The organism is Haliscomenobacter sp. (assembly GCF_041740695.1).
Classification (GTDB): Bacteria; Bacteroidota; Bacteroidia; order Chitinophagales; family Saprospiraceae; genus Haliscomenobacter.
On record NZ_JBGSLK010000018.1, the window covers coordinates 1 to 15,317 of the forward strand.

The 15,317-nt window shown below is 43.0% G+C and carries 14 protein-coding genes; 5 read left to right on the plus strand and 9 right to left on the minus strand.

The window, feature by feature from the left end:
* Nucleotides 1-177 precede the first annotated feature (177 nt).
* The 4 genes from ACEW9O_RS03030 (at nt 178) to ACEW9O_RS03045 (ending at nt 4,978) form a co-directional block, all read left to right on the plus strand.
* Nucleotides 178-618, plus strand: coding sequence for a hypothetical protein (locus tag ACEW9O_RS03030; protein ID WP_373548643.1), 441 nt, complete (start codon nt 178-180; stop codon nt 616-618).
* A gap of 355 nt (nt 619-973) precedes the next feature.
* Nucleotides 974-2,629 (plus strand): RNA-directed DNA polymerase, encoded by a 1,656-nt coding sequence (locus ACEW9O_RS03035; protein WP_373548644.1) that lies wholly within the window; start codon nt 974-976, stop codon nt 2,627-2,629.
* Nucleotides 2,630-3,177: 548 nt separating this feature from the next.
* Nucleotides 3,178-3,807, plus strand: a complete 630-nt coding sequence (locus tag ACEW9O_RS03040) for a hypothetical protein (RefSeq protein WP_373548645.1) — start codon at nt 3,178-3,180, stop codon at nt 3,805-3,807.
* A 55-nt stretch (nt 3,808-3,862) separates the two neighbouring features.
* Nucleotides 3,863-4,978, plus strand: a complete 1,116-nt coding sequence (locus ACEW9O_RS03045) for a helix-turn-helix domain-containing protein (protein ID WP_373548646.1) — start codon at nt 3,863-3,865, stop codon at nt 4,976-4,978.
* Between the two features lie 372 nt (nt 4,979-5,350).
* Here the strand turns inward: ACEW9O_RS03045 and ACEW9O_RS03050 are convergent, their stop codons facing one another.
* The 6 genes from ACEW9O_RS03050 to ACEW9O_RS03075 all read right to left on the minus strand — a co-directional run bounded on the left by ACEW9O_RS03050 (nt 5,351) and on the right by ACEW9O_RS03075 (nt 11,107).
* Nucleotides 5,351-5,971 carry a glycoside hydrolase family 73 protein gene (locus tag ACEW9O_RS03050; protein WP_373548647.1) on the minus strand — a complete coding sequence of 207 codons (621 nt, stop codon included), beginning with the start codon at nt 5,969-5,971 and terminating at the stop codon, nt 5,351-5,353.
* Nucleotides 5,972-6,215: 244 nt separating this feature from the next.
* Nucleotides 6,216-6,635 (minus strand): DUF6069 family protein, encoded by a 420-nt coding sequence (locus tag ACEW9O_RS03055; protein ID WP_373548648.1) that lies wholly within the window; start codon nt 6,633-6,635, stop codon nt 6,216-6,218.
* A 58-nt stretch (nt 6,636-6,693) separates the two neighbouring features.
* On the minus strand, nt 6,694-7,143 hold the full coding sequence (locus ACEW9O_RS03060; protein WP_373548649.1) for a MarR family winged helix-turn-helix transcriptional regulator: 450 nt from the start codon (nt 7,141-7,143) through the stop codon (nt 6,694-6,696).
* Nucleotides 7,144-7,593: 450 nt separating this feature from the next.
* The gene (locus tag ACEW9O_RS03065) at nt 7,594-7,890 is read right to left on the minus strand and encodes a DUF1330 domain-containing protein (protein WP_373548650.1); all 297 of its coding nucleotides are present in this window, start codon (nt 7,888-7,890) and stop codon (nt 7,594-7,596) included.
* Between the two features lie 144 nt (nt 7,891-8,034).
* Entirely contained in the window at nt 8,035-10,020 is a 1,986-nt protein-coding gene (locus ACEW9O_RS03070; RefSeq protein ID WP_373548651.1) for a hypothetical protein, read from the minus strand.
* A 136-nt stretch (nt 10,021-10,156) separates the two neighbouring features.
* Nucleotides 10,157-11,107 carry a S8 family serine peptidase gene (locus tag ACEW9O_RS03075; RefSeq protein ID WP_373548652.1) on the minus strand — a complete coding sequence of 317 codons (951 nt, stop codon included), beginning with the start codon at nt 11,105-11,107 and terminating at the stop codon, nt 10,157-10,159.
* A 213-nt stretch (nt 11,108-11,320) separates the two neighbouring features.
* On the opposite strand from ACEW9O_RS03075, the gene ACEW9O_RS03080 reads away from it, so the two are divergent.
* Nucleotides 11,321-12,127 (plus strand): sulfite exporter TauE/SafE family protein, encoded by an 807-nt coding sequence (locus ACEW9O_RS03080; RefSeq protein ID WP_373548653.1) that lies wholly within the window; start codon nt 11,321-11,323, stop codon nt 12,125-12,127.
* Here ACEW9O_RS03080 and ACEW9O_RS03085 read toward each other — a convergent pair.
* The 3 genes from ACEW9O_RS03085 to ACEW9O_RS03095 form a co-directional block, all read right to left on the minus strand.
* The gene (locus tag ACEW9O_RS03085) at nt 12,124-12,384 is read right to left on the minus strand and encodes a Txe/YoeB family addiction module toxin (protein WP_373548654.1); all 261 of its coding nucleotides are present in this window, start codon (nt 12,382-12,384) and stop codon (nt 12,124-12,126) included. The two genes, ACEW9O_RS03080 and ACEW9O_RS03085, sit on opposite strands and share 4 nt — an antisense overlap.
* On the minus strand, nt 12,371-12,667 hold the full coding sequence (locus tag ACEW9O_RS03090; RefSeq protein WP_373548655.1) for a hypothetical protein: 297 nt from the start codon (nt 12,665-12,667) through the stop codon (nt 12,371-12,373). Before ACEW9O_RS03090 ends, ACEW9O_RS03085 begins: the two co-directional genes overlap by 14 nt.
* A gap of 90 nt (nt 12,668-12,757) precedes the next feature.
* Nucleotides 12,758-15,172, minus strand: a complete 2,415-nt coding sequence (locus ACEW9O_RS03095; protein WP_373548656.1) for a DUF3536 domain-containing protein — start codon at nt 15,170-15,172, stop codon at nt 12,758-12,760.
* Between the last annotated feature and the right edge of the window lie 145 nt (nt 15,173-15,317).

Here is a 15,317-nt window from a genome sequence, read left to right on the forward strand (position 1 = left end):
TCACTTGCCACCCTTCTATGACCCCATACATCTCTCCAGCGCTCCGCCGGAGACATTTTACTCTTCTTTCCATTTGTTTTTTGTGCCGAAATTTACACCGCCTTTAGATTAGCTACAAGATGGGCTTGCCCAGAGGGATACATTGTAGATCATCATCCTTACATTGCGTTTATGGTAATGAGTACTGGCATCGAGTTTCTCGGTAAGTGCTTGGACCTTAATAAAACAGGTTGGCATGATGAAGGCAAGTCTAAGTCCAGTTTTAGAGAGGCGATTGAAGAAATACCTTCTCTTCAAAAATATAAGCCTCTATTGGATAAAAATGGATATGACCTGTACGGTTCTCTCCGCTGTGGATTATTGCACAGCGCACAACCTAAGTTTAAAATCACCTTATCTTCTAAAGAAGAAGACCCACATCTTCTTGAATCAACAGCATATACACAACAAAGGATTAACTTAAAATGCGAGGATTTTTACGCAGATTTTAAGGAAGCTTGTGAATGGGTGATTAATTCTCTTGAATTACAACATTCTATGAATCAACCTTTTTTAATGGTGCCTGGGGAGAACAGTTATTTGATAGGTTTTGGTAACTCAAGTGGGAGCTCTACATAAAACTACTTAATGAGTTGATGTATGACTCAAGCAAGAAAAGAATCTTTATTGGTCAAAAAGCCCCTGGAATAATGGATCAGGTTGTAACATTATAAATAGCTAATTCGTATAGAGTTTTGAGGTATTTATGATTTAGCAGTTAAAGCACCCCGTTTAAGGCAACTTTGGGGATTAGATGCTTTTTAGTTGTCTAAACTAAATCAAAAATTGCTCATGAACTGCAACCAAAACATGCGGTAAGGATTATTTTGAACCAATATTCTGTTTGAGCAAGTTAGCTATGTTTTTAGTAAGTTTAATTTTAACTAAAAACTAAAGTTGAAGCCATTCAGATAGATAAAAACTAATATCTACTATGACAATAGAAGACTTACTTGGCAAGGGGTATTTTCCAAAAGACTTACCCCCTCCATTTAACACAAAAGTATTAGCTACAAAATACGCTGCGATTAGACGTAATTTAGCTGGAACGGACAAAAAGGTTCCCACCAGATGTGTTGATTTTTCAACGGTCAAAGTTGGCCTTGTTCGAAAAATTATAAAAATTCCTAATCCAATCCATCAATGTGACCTATCAGAGACAGTAGTTGATAATTGGACTGATATAGAAGCAATTTACCAAACATCAAAGTTCTCGTGCAGTCGTCCTAAGCTAATTGGAGAGAGAGCTGCAAACCCTATGAGATTTAAAGAGTTTATAAGGAAGACTTTTCTCGCTTCTTATCCTTACAGTTATGAATTAAAAACAGACATTTCAAAATATTATCCAACAATTTACACGCACAGTATTCCTTGGGCAATTCATGGCAAAGTAGTCGCAAAAAACCGTAGAACGGATAAAACACTTTTAGGCAATAAATTGGACAACAAAGTACAACAAACAATGTATGGTCAGACGATTGGCATTCCAATTGGACCAGACATATCATTCATTATTGCAGAAATAATTGGCTGCACAATAGACAACCTGTTAGCCTCAACTATTCCCAATCTAGAAGGCTATAGATATGTAGATGACATGTATTTTTTCTTTCACACATATTCAGAAGCTGAAAATGCCCTATTAAAATTACAACAAATACTAAAAGAATTTGAGTTACAAATAAATACTGAAAAAACAAAAATCAGAAGAATACCTAGGGGCATTGAACCTGAATGGATAGTCCAACTAAGAACATTTTCTATTAGAGATACGGAAGTAACTCAATATAATGATTTAATCAGTTTTTTCAGTTTGGCTTTCGATTTAGCTTTGCAACTTCCAAATGAATACATTCTATCATATGCTGTTGAAAAAATAAAGCGAGTAGAACTTGTTTCAGACAAAAATTTTGCAGTTCTAGAAACTATGCTGCTAAAAACTATAGTAGCAGAACCGTCTACAATTAAGGAGGTATTTAGAATACTTTACACATACGAAAATAAAGTAAGAGTTAAAAAAGTTGAAAAGGTTCTTTTAGAGTTCATCAGGTTCCATTGCCCTAGAGGAAATGATTATGAGTTAGCATGGGCATTGTGGATAGCAAAAACATTTTCAATAAAGATACCAAAAGATATAGTTGAGATTATTTCAAAATCAAATGATACAATTTCAATGCTAATTGCTCTAAACCTTACTAGCATGGGGTTAATTACCAAAACAGATTTAGACACTTCCGAATGGGAGCAAAAACTTGATGAAGTATCTCTACTTAATGGAAATTGGCTTTTTGCTTATGAAGTTGGTGTTAAAAAATGGATCGGAAGTTCACACACTTACATTGATAGCGTCCCATTTTTTAAAATATTAAAGAATAATGGCATCTCCTTCTACGATGAGAACCTTCAAATTCAACCAATAGACTTGAATAAGAATGAAGTTATTGAAGCTGAACCTGAGACAGAATACGAGAATACATCGGAGGATGACTATCCTGAAATAGCCGAGATTGCTGAAGAACCCTCAGATGAATTTGATACAGTTTTTGATGAAGCAGACCCTTCAGATATTGATTATTTTGGGTATATGTAAATGTAATTTATACGGCTTGGTGTAATTGTTCTGCAAAAAAGCGGAAACTGGTATTATCATGAACCGGTTCACCTGTGGCAATTACATCACCACAGGTACTCCATGATCAAGAAGAAACTTGCGGGCATGATACCCCTAAAGGTGTAGAAATTCACAATCTGAGTGTCTGCCCTAATGAAAAATGTAGATTTGACTCTGGTAACTATTGAAGATATCGTAAATATCGCCCAACCCAGCTTGGTTTACTGATTTGTACTCAATTTGCTTTTGACTATCCAAAGCTTGCAATGATCTGTCACATTTAATTGTTCGAAAATTGAGTTCTTAGTTCTTTATAGAAAGAAGAAACTAAATTCCAAGAAATGGAATAAGAAGCAAGCATAGTTCTTTCTTCAAAAGAGTTGATATATAGACATTTACAAATAAAAAAATCAAATTTACAATTTTATCTAAAAAATTATGTACAATTTTATCTAAAAAATTATGTATCTTGCCTCCGTAAAAAAAGCCTTCGGACTGGTATTCCTCAGGCAAGAAAATTTTTCGTTATGACAAATGTATTAACTCTTTTCGACTTCTCCAAATTTCCTAAACGAGAATCTGCCTTGGAGGTAGAGTACCTCAAGGATTTTGAGAAGCTCCTTCCAGAGTTCTTCTGGGCATATCAATATGCTTTTGAAAGAATGCGTGAAGAGCGTTCCAGGCTAAAAACCAGAGAAATTAATTCTCGGTGGCCTGCGGATGCTATCAATCGACATGTATATTCGTATTTAAGTAGTCAGCCGACAATTGCTCCCTTAATCAAAAAGGAGTACAATACTTTCTATCTTGAAAAAGGAAAGTATAAGCTCCAGTTTAAAAAACTCAATGATCAATATCGGCCAAGTTACAACTACACCAAAAGGAGTAGTTTGCTAGAGAGAAACCGAACATGGTCTTCGAACGACGACAAGACAGTTATTTTTGTTGGGTACAAGGTAGATTCTACGTGGTCGTCCTTAAACGGCATTTACAGCGTTAGTTTATCCGACCGAAAACTTAATTGGGCTGTCGACATGGAGGAAATGGTACATTCTTCAAGTTCGATAAAAACCATTACAAAAACGAAGCATGATCCTGTCGCCGAGCCAGAGGTAAAACTCAAAGTGAAGGACGGCATTCGTAGAAAAAAGGCTTAAATTGTTAAAATAGCCAGAGGAATACCATCCCTTTACCATCAACTTCCAATAGTCCATGAAAGAGCTACAACCAAACCATGCAATGATTGTGCTTGCTCGTGAGATCAGGGGCATGACGCAATCAGAACTATCAGCACGAGCACCTTCTGTAAACCAGGGTAACTTATCGCGAATGGAGAAAGGAAAACTTTCTATTTCAGATAATGCTCTTGAAGAGATATCAGCCGCGCTGAATTTTCCCAAAGCTTTCTTTTTTCAGGAAAATGTTAAAACTCCAATTAATGATTTTTACTACCGCAAGCGACAATCCGTACCGAAAAAGAGCTTATCAAAGCTCGAAGCTACCATGGATTTAATCAGAATGGGTTTAGATAAACTCTTTTTTGATATTGAATTACCCTCCTTAAATATACCACATGTAGATTTAAGGAATGGATTAACACCAGAGGAAGCAGCAAGAAAAATCCGATCTCATTTAAATTTGACCAGAGGGCCAATTAAAAATCTGGTCAATTTACTAGAGCAAAATGGGGTTGTTATCTTTTTAGTTGATTCTGAGTCTGATAAATTTGATGGCATTACTTTGTTCACTGACGAACAGTACCCTGTGATTTTTTTGAACGAGCATTTACCTAATGACCGTAAACGATTCACTCTTGCACATGAGTTAGGTCACCTGGTTCTACATTTAAGAGCGAAGTTAGATGATCGTACCGACCAAGACAAAGAAATTGAAGCCAATCAGTTTGCTGCTGAATGTTTGATGCCTGAGCTCGATATTCGAAATGATCTCACTCATTTGACTATAGGTAAACTGGGTGGACTTAAAGACTATTGGCAAGTTTCTATGCGGTCTTTGGTTTATCGCGCCAAGAGCTTAAAAATAATTGCTGAAAGTCGTGCCACAAACCTTTACATTGAATTGAGTAGGCTAGGTTACGTAACAAGTGAACCGGGTTTCGTAGAATTTGATGAACCGAAAATTGTGAAGAAAACAATTGACTTGTTGAAGTCCGAGTTGGAGTATTCCTATGATGACATTGCTGAAGACTTATGCATTAGTGTTCAAGATTTTCTTGAGCTTTTTATGAAAAAGCGATCTGGCAATTTGAATCTCAGGCTTATCAAAAGCAAAAATGAACGAACTAGGCTTGATCTCACAACGGATTGATGCTAATCTTATGAAGAACTGAAAAATAGGATGCACTGGTTGGAAATTCTGATCAGTGCATTTGTTTTAGAATACTTAAGCAAAAAACTACCCTTCATCAATTTGAATCCAGCTCTTTACCTTTAATGTAATGACTGTATTGATCACAAGTTTGACCCATTACCACAGTGATGTAGTTATTTGGCTCAATTCGCAAGTTTTAATAGACCTTCTCAATCACTCACTTCTTCCCCCTCTCCATCTTCCTAAAATACCCCCTAAACAAAAAATCATGCTTCAGCGCCTCCATGTTCAACTTCAACGCGTCCGTACTTTCTTCTACATTATTGAGGGTATGCCGCAGGCTAATGGTTAAAGTTCAAGAGCAACCCCTCAATTCCGCCCCCCATTCACCTCAGTCAACACCCGCAAATCGTATTCCCGCAGTGCCAGTTCTTCAATAGTCTGGATCAAAATTTGGGCATAAAGTGGATTGGTCGAATACCCTCCCTTTTGTAAGCCCTCCGCCCAAGCTCGGTAATCCAGCACATCCAGGGCAAAAAGATAGCCGTAACGATCCATTTTGGAAGGGTTCAACAAATGATCAGAGTGGCGCATGTAAGACTCCCGAATGGTAGTGTATGCTTGAAAGCAAGATTCGATCAAAAACCCGTAGGCATCCCGATCATCATCCACGCGGAACATGGTTTTTCCCGCCCATTCTTTGCCACATTTTAGCCCAAAATGGTTATTGGCCTCTGTGGCCAAAGGGCTGGTACCGGAATGTGATTCTACGATGGCTTGGGCGAGTTTGATGCTGGCGGGAATTCCCGTGCGGCGCATTTCTTCAATGGCGAGCCAGGAAAACTTTTTGACGTAGGCCAGTTTTTTGACTTTTTCCTCCGCGACTTTTTTGGCTTTTTCTTCCGGCGTTAGGGATTGAGCCAAAAGGGGAAGGGCAAAGAATACTCCAATCAACAAACTGCACAAAGCGGGTTTAGGCTGAATTTTCATTACTCAGTCAGTATTTAGGTATTCAAAAAATAATTGAGTAAGTGATTACGCTTCTTAGTGGGCAGGAAGTAGATTTAGCATAAAATATATACGTTCTATTTAAAGATGCTGGATTGAATCAGGTGGGTAAAACTAGGTAATTTTTTCAATGTGGCAATACAATTTGAAAAAGGCTTTTTAAAAAACGAAATTGTATTGAAAGCCAAATCAATGCTTTCAATACAATCTCCAATTGCTAATTGCATTATGACTTCGCCGTAAAGCGACCAAAGCAATACACCACCGTTCCGGCTACTACGATGTGCATTACATTCAACCAGATTCCCATTCCAATTGGGATACCCGGAATACCCATAAAAGGATTTACAAAAGATAAAAGCAATAGGACTACCGCAACAATTCTAAACACCTTAAATGGTTTGTTCAGGAAATAATTCAGTCCAGCCAGCACCAAGCCCGCTACCAGACTGGGTATAAAGGAGGACATAATTACTGGAACAATCGTAATCGGCGTATTCATTCCAGGAACCAACACCGCAGCATCGATTAAACCTATCGCTGAGCCAATCAGGAACAATACACTGTTGATCCCGGCAGCGATTGCACCAGCCAATGGCGCAACCCAAAGGAGTTTTTTCGCCGCAATTTTTTCAATACTTGACATTTTAGTTGTTTTAATGGTTGAACAAATTTTGTTTAAACAAATATCAGGGCAAAAAAATTTACCCTCTTAGTTTATCCAATAAATCGGAGAGCAACTCTGCTTCTTCATCGCTGAGGTTGTCATATTTTTTTGCATGCTGGAGCATCATAGGATCTACTTTCTCCAAAAGCTCCAAACCCGGTTTGGCAATGCGGAGCAAAACCTGGCGGCGGTTACAGGCATTGGTCTCTCGTTCAATCAAACCCTTTTCCTGCAATCGATCACACAAGCGCGTCAGGTCGGGATTTTTATCCAGCATTACCACTTTGACATCTCCTACCTGAACAAACTCAGGGTATTTACCCCTTAGAATGCGCAATACGTTGAACTGTTGCATGGTGATTCCCAAGGGTTTGAATAGCGCTTCCGCCTGATCCACATGCCAATTGTAGGTATAGATTAGATTGAGTACGGCCTTTTGCAGTGGCGAAACAAACTTGGTCTGCTTGATCAGTTCTTCGATCTTCATGGTGTGAAGTTAGTGAAGATATTCGTTTAAACAAATGTTTTTTAATAATAGTTTGACCAAGCGGCGATGATTTACAAACAACTAAATCTTCTTTTCCCAATGATCTCAAAAAGTTATGATCCTGTTAAAGTTCCCTCTGCATCGCAACCTCTCTATTTGTCACTCTGTCTAAAAAATCATTGCTGCCCTTCATCCAAAACTGGCGGCACTCCGTGTTTCTTACTTCACCTAAAACCAACACACATGACGACGTTAGTTGTTGCCCTATTTATTGCCGGTTTGACGATGTTTATTGCAGGTGTGCGCATTGGCATTAAGGCCATGCGGTATCGCACGTAGGGGCAACCCTATGTGGTTGCCCTGTGTCCGGTTGCCCATGCGGCGTGAATGTGGACAACCACGGAGGGTTGCCCATGCGGTGTGAATGTGGACAACCACGGAGGGTTGTCCCTACACAGGTACAAACCCCTCCACCAAAATCATTTCCGTTTCCGCGGTACGCTGCCGAATGGCTTTGGCGGTGGCATATTCTTCCGAATCCCACCAGGCTTGGGCGGTAGCTTTGTCCGGGAATTCCAGGACCACCAAACGGCCTGGAGCCCAGCTTCCTTCCAAGGTTTCTACGGCAGCACCCCGCACGATGAATCGCCCACCATAAGCATGGATGGAGGCGGGAGTGAGTGATTTGTATACTTCGTATTCAATGGGTTCGTTCACTTTTACTTGAACGATGACGTATGCTGGCATAACGAGAGAGTGATGAATGATGAATTTTTCCAGGGGTGTAAAATTGCTGAACGGAATTGTGTATGTTGGTGTGGAGCTATAGATTACCAAGTGTAGCAACACAAGGCTGCCGATTACCATCAGCAGCCACATAGGGCTGCGGGGCTACTGCCCACCCACCAAGCGCAATACCGGAATGTCTATCGCCAAGGTCGCACCAATCCGGTACCCCCGCTGATCATCAAGGGTGATACCCTGGACATTCACCTTGCGCAAGTTTGGTCCTAGCTGGCCTCCAATGCTTAAGCTCAGCGGAGCTGCGCGTGAAAACCCAAACACCAGATAAGCTCCCGGTGCAATGATGTTGCTCCATTTGAGTTGGGGCACATCGGCTGCCTGCGTATCACCCAAGCGGAAAGCCGCCAACGCACCTACGTCGATGAAGGGTAGGAATAGCCCTGTGCTGGCATTGCCTTTTTTATTGCCAAAACTGAAATCAAAGCCCAATGGTGCCCAGGGAGCCAGCAAAGTTTTCGCATCTCGGTCTTGGCCAATGCCTTGTCCCAAAAATTCGATGCCACCACTGACGCCTCCATAAGCATTGATCATCAAGGAAAAAGCGCTGCTTTTTTTCATCGCCGCGCTGCCAGGAGGTAAAGCAATGCGGTCAATGGCATAGGCCACTTCGTCCGAATTTTTGGCTTCAGCTACTGCGGCCATAAAGCTGCCATAGCGCCAGAAATAGGAGGAGAAAGAAGATTGCTCCATGACAGGTTGACCAGCCTTGAGGCTCTTGCGTTTGTTCATCAGCAATTTCCAAGATAAGGTGTCGATTACATTGCCCACATTGATCACCGCCGAGCCATAAGCTTTGCTGCGCAAGTGCATGTTCAACTCACTGAGCTGCCGAATGACGAAGAACATTTTATTGTCTTCCGTATTTTTGGGCGTGGCAATCAGGTTTTTGATTTTCATGCCCGCCTGGAAAGCGCCAAAGGCGGCATCAAACAAGCGATAGTAAGTCGCCATTTTGTTGTCATCATCCGGTGCAAGCCCTTGAACCTCGCCAATGCTGGATTGTGCTTGGCGAAGGTCGCTTACCAAATCATTGAGCGCATTTTTAAATATTTCCAGTTTGGGCACCTCATTTTTAACCGAACTCAACATTTCCCGGAAGGGGATTCGCTGGGCTTGATTGTTGGAAAAATCAATGTGTATCCCTTGCTGAAACAACAAGCCCAAAATCAAATCCCGTGCGATGGGGTCGTTCAGCGCCCGGTATAGTTTATCGGATGCAATCCATTTGGGTGGGCTCTTTTCATCGGCATTCCGCGCGCCAGACTCAGGCGACACCTCCACAGCTTGCATCAATAGACGAGTGGTTCGGAATGCGGCAGAAAGATTGGCCACTTTGCGGAATTCGCTGGTATCTCCACTGATTTCACGGAGTTTGCTGAACATCTGGGTTTCATCCGAAGCCAGGTAGTCCAGCGATTCTTTGATGCCAAAACCGTCGAGAAACATTTGGGATACCTGCAACAAATCGGCCATCCACAAACGTTCCCCTGCTCGCAAACGGGAACGATCGGCGACAACCAATTCGCGCAAACCCGTGGGCAAACGCTCCAGGTCCTTGATGAAATGGATCCGCAGGTCGTCAATGTATTTGTCAAAAAAATAAATATCGGAATCGATCCGCCTCAACAACAGCCCAGTGGCCGGAAAAAGGGTATCGAGGACGGGAAAATTATCCAGGTCAGATTTGAAGCGGCGGAAAAAAGCATTGGTTAACTCCTGCTTGGTGCGGGTAGCAATGAATTTGGCCAAACCATCCGCAAAATAAGTAACAAAGGAAGAAGGCGAAGCTCCTTTGGCCGCATCTCCCAACATCCGGATATCCGCATTGGGCACGCGCTCGGTGGAGAAAAAGGCGTTGTCTTCAAATGCCAATTCAATGTTACTTTCGTCGGTATAGCGCGCCAGGATATTGGCTACTTTCTGGGCATCCTCCGCAGATACATTCAGCAGGGCGAGGCGCTGACCACTTGGTGCAAAATAAGGTTTGAGTGCCAGTGCATCATCAATTAAAGATTGAGCAACCAACCCAAAAATGGAAAAATAGCCTAAAAAAACTAAGCACAGTCGTTTCATTGGTTTAGGTTTTTAGGGGCGATAAAAAATAAATGTTCATTTTGCCAAAGGATTAGATGAGTAAACGGTTCATTTTAAATGTATTATCTAATCCTTTGGCTTAAAAAAAATGAACATTTTATTTTTGCCCCCCTACTTAGGGATTGATTTCCAGTTTATTGTGCAGCAGGCTCAGTGTTGGTTGGGCACCTACGTTTTCTAGAGGTTTGGCTACATTTTGCATCATCTGCAAAAGCTCCGCACGATTGCGTGGTTTGAAGTTGTCTTTTTCAACAGCTTTTAAGTGGGCAAGCCCCAAGGCTGCAACCCCGGCGGTAAGGTAAGTAGCATAACTGGTCGACAAATCCGCTTCTTCCAATTCACCGGAAGCCCGGTAAACGACAGGTTTGAAATTGTCCCAAAAGAAATGAATGCCTGCATCTTGTTGTAGTTTTTCGAACAAATCGGCGGCTGGCACGTAGCCACAATTGATCCCTTTAGGATGCCAGGTAGGAAAGTATTTTGCGGACAACAAAACCCCATCAGTCAATACGTGGTAGTTTTTGACGGAGTTGAACAGTTCGGTGCCAGTAGCCAAAAAATCATCAATCGCCTGATTGGCAACAGGTTTGCTGATGCTAAAATCACTCAGTTTCATTTGGCTGAAAGTCAGTGCCGCCACGGCAAAATCGACCTTCAGCGCCTTGGCAATTTTAAGTCCGTTGATAAAATCGGGCACTTGAAAGAGTTCAAAGGGAGTACCAGGCACTTTCCGGGATACTTTGATCACAAAAATTTCTGCCAAGGGCGCAATCCCTTTAAAAACACCCTCCTGAAGCCCACTGATGATGCTCAGACAAGGAGTGCCGTGGTCGGTATTGTCGGTTTTTTGCTCACTCACATCGTCGTTTCCCCCAAATAGGATACGGTCGCCCGCTAAGGTTGCATTGTAGCGATGTCCAATACCTTTGTTAAAATGTTTAAAAGCAGGGTGGTCCAAATTGAGCCCACTGTCCAAAACGGCAATTTTTACACCCTTGCCTTGGGTACTCAGCCATTCCGGGGGCAATATTGGTTTTAGTTGTTCTTGCCAGTCGAATTGTGTCATGATATAGGGTTTTATAGGGTCACTGAGCGAAGTCGAAGTGCAGATATAAAGCGATTTTGTGACAAATGCAAGGTAAAAGTAATGCTTTTGTAGCTATTCTTAACTTTGCAGGCACTTAGGGGCGATAAAAAAATAAATGTTCATTTTGCCATAGGATTAGATAAGTAAACGGTTCAATTTAAGTATCTTATCTAATCCTATGGCTTAAAAAAAATGAACATTTATTTTTGCCCCACTACTAATGCAACAAAAGCAATGATTTACGCCTGTTTAGCCGCGCTGTTGGCGGGATTTGTAGATGCCATCGTGGGCGGAGGAGGACTGATCCAGGCACCGGCCATGTTCATTCTGTTTCCCAGTTTTTCGGTACCACGCATCATTGGCACCAATCGTTTTGCCTCCTTTATGGGCACTGCTGTAGCAGCCTGGCAATACTCCCGCAAGGTAACGATCCCCTGGCGTACCGTGTTGTATGGCGGTATTGGTGCCGGGGCCATGTCTTTTTTGGGGGCACGGTTTTCCAGTTTGGTCAGTTCAGAAGTGTTAAAGCCGCTCATTTTGGTCTTGATGGTCGTCATCGCCGTATACACCTATTTCAAGAAAGATCTGGGGCACCAGGAACAGTTTCGGGTGAGTGTGCAGCTGATCCCGGTTTATGGGCTGCTGGTTGGGATGAGTTGTGGGTTTTACAATGGTTTTGTAGGGCCGGGTACGGGTAGTTTGTTGGTGTTTGGTTTCGTGAGTTTGATCGGCTACAATTTCCTCACTGGCTCCGCCATTTCAAAGTTCATCAACGTGGTCGCTGATGTATTTTCCTTGATTTTCTTTTTGTGGCACGGGTACGTCAGTTTTGAAATCGCCCTACCTATGATGGTTTGCAATATGATTGGGTCCTACCTTGGCAGCAGAACCGCTATTTTACGTGGGAATGGGTTTGTACGGATTTTTTTTCTGGGGGTGATTGGGGCATTGCTTTTGCGTTTTGGATGGGACGTTTTTTGGGAGTTGAACAAAAATTAGTCATAATGCCCATACATGGACAGTACGATTATCAACTCTTCTGTCACTTCGTAAACTAACCGATGTTCATCATTTATTCGTCTAGACCAGCATCCTGACAACTCACCCCTTAATGGTTCTGGTTTTCCAATGCCTTCGAATGGAGTGCGTTGGCACTCTTTCAATATTCTCAATATTCTCTGTAAAATTTTTCGATCCTCCCTCAGCCAATCATTCATCTGCTCGAATGCTTGAGGGCGAAGTTCAATTCCTCTCATTATCAAGCACTATTCTGAATTTTGTGAATTCTTTATCCAAGTCAATTTCTTCATCTGACATTACTTTCTCATAAAAGCCTTCAAATTGTTCAGGGCTCAAACGATAAGCCTCTCTAGCCTCCTGGGCGGTTTTTACCCTTGAAATAAAATCTTCCTCGGATAGATAATAAGGCTTTTTGACTTGGACTGAAATTTCCAAGTCCAAGCCTTTAAACGCCATTTTTATTGCCTCCAGAACTTTATTGTCCAGTTCTGTTTCATTCAATTCTATTATAGCTTTCATGTTGTCGCAATTCAAACTGTTTACAACAGGATAAATTTATACAATTTTCAACTCGAATGCAGCATAAAGTGCTCCACCACATCAATTGTTTTAGCCCTCCACCGCTTTCACCCCCAAATGTTTCCCCAACTTCGTCCACTCCGCCCACCAATGGATGGAGTACTGGAAGCGTTTCATTTGCCGGGAGGCCGAAAAATAGAAATTCTGCCCTTTCCAGATGTTCAGATCCATCTCCAGTTCTTTGAGGTTTTCCATGACCAGATTGAGCAGGCGCATCCGTTCCAGCGCTTTTTCTTTTTCCTGCAAAATCAGCTGCAACTCGAGGTATACCCGCTCAGTGATGCTCAGCCGCAAACTGGAGCGATTGGTCAGCTTGACTTCCCATTTTTTAAACTCGGAAATCAGTCGCTTCAAGGTGCGGATACTGAAGTTATTTCCATTGGCAAACATGGCCACCAGGTCGTAATTGAGGATGAACTTCACTGCGGTGAGGTACGTCTCGGGTACCGGGATTTTGCTCAATTTGATCCCGGTCATCAGTTGGTAGTTGTCGTTGTAGATCTCGCGGAAAACGGTTTCAGTTGCGCGTAGGCTCCGCTCAGAGATTTCACCCAAAATCTTGCGCTTTTCGTCGTTGAAGAGGTGCCAGTACGTAAAGCGTTCGGAGCCAAAATAATCTTGCATCACGCCTACCACTTCTCCCAGGTCAGTTTGCTCAAAAGCGGGTATCAACTTGGCCTCCATGTCATCAAAATCAGCCTGAGGCATGTTCACCGAAATGTGCCCGATGATGTTTTGTTGCCCGAGGTACAATACCGCAAAACTGAAATGTTTTTCGGAAAGGGTGACTTTAGAGCGCACTTTGGTGCGGCCAAAGGCCAGCCGTTGGTTGCCGCCCTCGTAGCGGTGGAATTCCTCGCTACTCATTTGGTAGTTAAAAATCTCCAGGTACTCGGGGTATTCTTCAAACAAGGACGAGGCCGCATAATGCATGCCCACTCGCGCTAAATCTACCCGCGCTGGAATAACGTTTTTGCGGTAGCTGCTAGCCCCATTTTCGTACACATTACTGGGTATTTTTTCGAGGCGTTGCACAAATTCCTCATGCAGCTCTTTGCCAGCCACTTGCTCCGCGTAATGGATGGCCCGATTGGCATATTGCAGGATTTGGTCGGTTTCCAAACCCGAAATTTCATCAAAAAACCAGCCACAACTGGTGAACATCTGCATGGCTTGCCGCTGCATTTCCATCAAACGCAGGAGTTGAATTTTTTCCGCCTCACTCAAAGGTTTGCTGGCATGTGCCTGGATGAATTTTTGCAACAAAGGCTCATTGCCCCGTTGCAACACGATCTGAATGTAGTCATTGCGCGCCGCCCAGGGGTCTTTGAGCAAACCAGCCGTTTGGCTTTCATAAATGGGGATCAATTCATCGCGCAACCAGTTCAGGGTTTCCCGCAAAGGTGCCCGCCAGTTTTGATTCCAATCGGGCCGACCACCAGAGTTACAACCACAATTGCTGCGCCAGCGCTCTACCCCATGTACACAACTCCAGGAGCTATTTTCGTGGATTTGCGCTTCCCATTGCGGTGGAAATTTAGCCAAAAAGGCACTGTAATTGATGATTTGTATGTCGGTATTTTTTTCCAAATGATCCAAACAAGAGGCCAAAGCCATTTCGCCGTAGCGGTGGTGATGGCCGTAACTTTCGCCATCGGTGGCCACGTGGATCAATTGAGGGGTATCGATGTTTTCAAAAGAGCCCGCTATGGCGTTGGCAAAATTGATGCCATCGTTGAGCAAACCTTTAAAAGCAACATCCTGCGCAACACCTCCGTGGTAAAAAAACAAGTTGATGGTACGGCCAGAGGGCAGTTTGCACAGGTAAGCCCGGCGGGGGTCGATGCTGTCCGATGGGATGTTTTCCCAGGTCTCCGCGCCGATTTTGCGGATGGCTTTGCCTTGTCGGGGGGCGAGTACGGTAAACTTGATGCCATTTTCGGCCAAGACTTCCAGCGATTCAGTATCCGCCGCCGTTTCCGCCAGCCACATGCCTTCTGGTTTGCGGCCAAAACGGTATTCAAAATCACGAATGCCCCAAATTACCTGGGTTTCTTTATCGCGGCGATTGGCCAAGGGTAAGATCAGGTGCCCATAAGCTTGCGCCATCGCAGAACCTTTGCCTCCGCCCGCCAAACGACTTTCTTTATCGGCCTGGATGATGGCCTGATAAGTCATTGGGTCGGCTTTTTCCATCCAGGACAACAAAGTTGGGCCAAAATTGAAGCTGATTTTGGAATAGTTGTTGACAATGTTGATGATCTGTTTGTCATTGTCCATCAAACGGGCCGCCGTATTGGGGGCATAACATTCGAAGTTGATGCGATCGTTCCAATCGTGAAAAGGGGCCGCCGAATCTTGCAATTCCACACTCTCCAACCAGGCATTTTCACGCGGAGGTTGGTAAAAATGACCGTGGATGCACAGGTATTTTTCTTTTTTCATGGCTTTGTTTGGGTCGAATACAAGACAAGTTTAGGAAAAAAATGGGAGATTGGGAAGTTTGGGAAGGGATTTGGCGAGGGGGAGCTGAAAATTTCACACTACTAGCACCGATCGGGTATACAACAAGGAAATTTTGTTAAAACAA

What these genes read in the sequence shown, in the direction of transcription:
- ACEW9O_RS03030 (WP_373548643.1), top strand. Translation starts at nt 178, where the DNA reads ATGAGTACTGGCATCGAGTTTCTCGGTAAGTGCTTGGACCTTAATAAA.
- ACEW9O_RS03035 (WP_373548644.1), top strand. Translation starts at nt 974, where the DNA reads ATGACAATAGAAGACTTACTTGGCAAGGGGTATTTTCCAAAAGACTTA.
- ACEW9O_RS03040 (WP_373548645.1), top strand. Translation starts at nt 3,178, where the DNA reads ATGACAAATGTATTAACTCTTTTCGACTTCTCCAAATTTCCTAAACGA.
- ACEW9O_RS03045 (WP_373548646.1), top strand. Translation starts at nt 3,863, where the DNA reads ATGAAAGAGCTACAACCAAACCATGCAATGATTGTGCTTGCTCGTGAG.
- ACEW9O_RS03050 (WP_373548647.1), bottom strand. Translation starts at nt 5,971, where the DNA reads ATGAAAATTCAGCCTAAACCCGCTTTGTGCAGTTTGTTGATTGGAGTA.
- ACEW9O_RS03055 (WP_373548648.1), bottom strand. Translation starts at nt 6,635, where the DNA reads ATGTCAAGTATTGAAAAAATTGCGGCGAAAAAACTCCTTTGGGTTGCG.
- ACEW9O_RS03060 (WP_373548649.1), bottom strand. Translation starts at nt 7,143, where the DNA reads ATGAAGATCGAAGAACTGATCAAGCAGACCAAGTTTGTTTCGCCACTG.
- ACEW9O_RS03065 (WP_373548650.1), bottom strand. Translation starts at nt 7,890, where the DNA reads ATGCCAGCATACGTCATCGTTCAAGTAAAAGTGAACGAACCCATTGAA.
- ACEW9O_RS03070 (WP_373548651.1), bottom strand. Translation starts at nt 10,020, where the DNA reads ATGAAACGACTGTGCTTAGTTTTTTTAGGCTATTTTTCCATTTTTGGG.
- ACEW9O_RS03075 (WP_373548652.1), bottom strand. Translation starts at nt 11,107, where the DNA reads ATGACACAATTCGACTGGCAAGAACAACTAAAACCAATATTGCCCCCG.
- ACEW9O_RS03080 (WP_373548653.1), top strand. Translation starts at nt 11,321, where the DNA reads ATGAACATTTATTTTTGCCCCACTACTAATGCAACAAAAGCAATGATT.
- ACEW9O_RS03085 (WP_373548654.1), bottom strand. Translation starts at nt 12,384, where the DNA reads ATGAGAGGAATTGAACTTCGCCCTCAAGCATTCGAGCAGATGAATGAT.
- ACEW9O_RS03090 (WP_373548655.1), bottom strand. Translation starts at nt 12,667, where the DNA reads ATGAAAGCTATAATAGAATTGAATGAAACAGAACTGGACAATAAAGTT.
- ACEW9O_RS03095 (WP_373548656.1), bottom strand. Translation starts at nt 15,172, where the DNA reads ATGAAAAAAGAAAAATACCTGTGCATCCACGGTCATTTTTACCAACCT.